Annotated in this window: 4 protein-coding genes and 1 pseudogene; 1 reads left to right on the top strand and 4 read right to left on the bottom strand. The window is 69.6% G+C overall.

Going from position 1 to position 3,341, the window contains the following annotated elements; all coding sequences use genetic code 11:
- A pseudogene (locus AC1D12_RS28620) lies at window positions 1–162 on the top strand (L-aspartate oxidase); the annotation flags it as partial.
- Here AC1D12_RS28620 and AC1D12_RS28615 read toward each other — a convergent pair.
- The 4 genes from AC1D12_RS28615 to AC1D12_RS28600 form a co-directional block, all read right to left on the bottom strand.
- Window positions 159–446 carry a late competence development ComFB family protein gene (locus AC1D12_RS28615; protein ID WP_047512023.1) on the bottom strand — a complete coding sequence of 96 codons (288 nt, stop codon included), beginning with the start codon at window positions 444–446 and terminating at the stop codon, window positions 159–161. The pseudogene AC1D12_RS28620 and the gene AC1D12_RS28615 overlap by 4 nt on opposite strands.
- A gap of 98 nt (window positions 447–544) precedes the next feature.
- Entirely contained in the window at window positions 545–1,420 is an 876-nt protein-coding gene (gene nadC / locus AC1D12_RS28610) for a carboxylating nicotinate-nucleotide diphosphorylase (RefSeq protein ID WP_477825797.1), read from the bottom strand.
- Entirely contained in the window at window positions 1,417–2,526 is a 1,110-nt protein-coding gene (gene nadA / locus AC1D12_RS28605) for a quinolinate synthase NadA (protein ID WP_477844494.1), read from the bottom strand. Before nadA ends, nadC begins: the two co-directional genes overlap by 4 nt.
- Before the next feature lie 65 nt (window positions 2,527–2,591).
- Window positions 2,592–3,341: roadblock/LC7 domain-containing protein (locus AC1D12_RS28600; RefSeq protein ID WP_477844492.1), on the bottom strand; the 750-nt coding region annotated here is incomplete at its 5' end.

Raw genomic sequence — 3,341 nt, 5'->3', positions numbered from 1 at the left:
CTGCTGGAGCTGCGCAACCTGGTCGATTGCGCCGAGCTGATCGTGCGCTCGGCACTGATGCGGCACGAGAGCCGCGGGCTGCATTTCAGCCGCGATTTCCCGCGCACGCTGCCGGTGAGCTTCCCCACCATCCTGGTGAGGCCGGCGACCAGCAAAGCTTAGTTTCTGGCCTTCATCGCGGTTCGCGCCAAGACGAACTGGAACGCGAAGTCGACCGCCTCGGTGATCGCCACCTCGATCGCGTGGCGCTCCTTCTCGCTCAGGTAGAACGAGAAATCGACCGCATGCCGGATGTAGCGCGGCGGCAGCCGGTTCAGCGCGACGCAGGCGATGTCGGCGAGCAGCTCGCTGCCGCTCAGGTGCGGGTGCTGGGTGGCGGCCGCGGCCACCGCCTCGAAGACGGCGCGCTCGTTGTAGTTGAAGATCGTGTCGAAGTCTGCGCTCATGGGGTCCGCCGTTCGGTCAGGATGTCCCGTCGACTGTAGTCAGTGCGGGCCGCGGCGACCATCCCGAGAGTGCGGCAAAAGTCCGCTCAGTTGCAGAGTCAGATCCGCTCCAGCACCCGCATCGAGTAGTCGGTCGCCCGCACGTCCTTTGTCAGACGGCCGATCGAGATGCGGTCGACGCCGGTCTCGGCGATGCGCCGCACCTGGTCGAGCTGCACGTTGCCCGAGACCTCGAGCAGCGCGCGCCCGCCCGTCACGGCCACTGCTTCGCGCATCAGCGGCTCGTCGAAGTTGTCGAGCAGCACGCTGGTGGCGCCGGCCTCCAGCGCCTCGCGCAACTGGGCGAGGCCTTCGACCTCGATCTGGATGTCGACGCCCGACTGCAGCGCCTGTGCATTGCGCAGCGCGGCGGCCACGCCGCCGGCCGCGGCGATGTGGTTCTCCTTGATCAGGATGCCGTGCCACAGCGCGAGCCGCTGGTTCTGCCCGCCGCCGATGCGCACCGCGTACTTCTGCGCCAGCCGCAGCCCGGGCAGCGTCTTGCGGGTGTCGAGGATCGCGCAGCCGCGCGGGTTCGGCGACGCGCCGGCGATCGCGTCGACATGGCGGCGCGTGACCGACGCGGTGGCCGACAGCAGCTGCAGGAAGTTCAGCGCCGGCCGCTCGGCCGACAGCAGCGCGCGCGCATCGGCCTCGATGTGGCAGACCAGCGTGTCGGGCGCCATGCGCGCGCCCTCGTCGACATGCCAGTCGATCGCGGCCTGCGGATCGAGTGCATGCACGCAGCCGTCGAACCAGTCGCGGCCGCACAGCACCGCGTCTTCACGCACCAGCACGCGGGCGCGCACGCGGCGCCCGGCCGGCACGAGCTGCGCTGTCCAGTCGCCGCGGCCGATGTCTTCGGCCAGCGCATCGCGGATGTTGCGCGTGCGGGCCTGTTCCAGCGTTTCGTCGAACTCGAAGGCGATCGTCATGCGGCACCGATGTTCCTGACCAGGCCGAGCTTCTGCGTGCTCGACGGGTTGGCCTTCACGAAATCGAGCATGCGGTCGATGCAGCCCAGCGCCTGGCTGCGAACCGGCTCGTCGACGTGGATCTCGCCGCTGCCGTGCTCCAGGCAGGCGACGACGCCCTGCAGCGCGTTCATCGCCATCCACGGGCAGTGCGCGCAGCTCTTGCAGGTGGCGCTGCTGCCGGCGGTGGGCGCCTCGATCAGCGTCTTGCCGGGCGCGAGCTGGCGCATGCGGTGCAGGATGCCGTTGTCGGTGGCGATGATGAAGGTCTTCGCGTCCATCTGCAGCACCGCGTTCAGCAGCTGCGAGGTGGAGCCGATCATGTCGGCCTGCGCGACCACCGATTTCGGCGACTCCGGGTGCACCAGCACCTTCGCACCGGGGTGCTCGGCCTTCAGCAGGTCGAGCTCCAGGCCCTTGAACTCGTCGTGCACGATGCAGGCGCCGTTCCACATCAGCATGTCGGCGCCGGTTTCTTCCTGGATGTAGCGGCCGAGGTGGCGGTCGGGCGCCCACAGCACCTTCTCGCCGCGGTCTTTCAGGTGCCGCACGATCGCGAGCGCGCAGGAGCTGGTGACCATCCAGTCGGCGCGCGCCTTCACGGCGGCGCTGGTGTTGGCGTAGACGACGACCTTGCGGTCGGGGTGGGCGTCGCAGAAGCGCGCGAAATCGTCGGGCGGGCAGCCGAGGTCGAGCGAGCAGGTCGCGTCGAGGTCGGGCATCAGCACGCGCTTGTCGGGGCTCAGGATCTTCGCGGTCTCGCCCATGAAGCGCACRCCGGCGACGACCAGCGTCTTGCTCGGGTGGTCGCGGCCGAAGCGCGCCATCTCGAGCGAATCGGCGACCAGGCCGCCGGTCTCGAGCGCCAAGTCCTGCAGGTCGCCGTCGACGTAGTAGTGGGCGACCAGCACCGCGTCGTGCTTCGCGAGCAGGGCCTTCGCGCGCGCCTTGTGGTCGGCGCGGCCGGCCGGCGTCAGCGGCTCGGGCACCTTGGCCCAGGCGTGCGCGGTGCAGGTGGCGCCGGCGCTGTCCTGCAGGGGGTAGTCGAAGAGAACTTCTTGGCTCATGTCCAGTGGCTGCATCCGCAGACGTGCTGCGATCCCGGCATGGTATCCAAGCTTCGCAACCCTTCTCAGGACAGGCTTTGTTCCGCCTCCATCAGCTTGTAGCGCGCCAGCGCCAGGTTGCTGCGCTGCTTGTCGAGCAGCGCGAACAGGAACAGCCCGCTGTGCCGCGACAGCGAGCGGATCAGGTGGTGGCGCGTCGGCGTGCTGGTCATGATCTCCTGCACCGCGTCGGCCAGCCCCATGTCGCGCGCATGGCGGTCGTGCACGCGCAGCACCTGGGTGCAGGCGGCGGCGGCCAGCTCGATGTCGACCGGGTGCTCCTCGCGCACCTTGTGCGTGACGACCAGTCCGGTCGCGGTGTCGACGACGGCGCAGCCCATCAGGCCGTCGACCTGCAGCATGCTGTCGAGGGCATGGGCGGCGCGCTGCGGATCGAGCACCGCGCGCACCGGGGCCTTCGTGACGGCACTGCTCTTGATGGCGGTGCCGGGCGATGCGGAGGCCGAGGCGGCTGCGGCGTCGAGGTCGGCCACCTTGATCGGGAAGCCGTCCGGCCCTTGCACCGAGGCGATCGCGGCCACCGGCGGCGGCCCCCACACCGGCTCGGTCTTCACGCGGTTCCACTGGCCCAGCAGTGCATTCCACACCGCCGACGCGCTCGACAGCGATTCGTTGAGCACCTGCACCTTGAGCCGCTGCGGCCACTGGATCATGCCGATCTTGTTGGCGATCCACACGCCGCTCGGCGGCAGCATGAAGAGCAGCGTCGGGCAGCGCCAGCCGGGCTGGTTCACCGCGGCGTACAGGGTGTTGAG

It is taken from the genome of Rhizobacter sp. P1_G5 (assembly GCF_056405435.1).
Note: the sequence above shows the minus strand (reverse complement) of the source record. Positions and strands in the feature narration are given on the sequence as shown.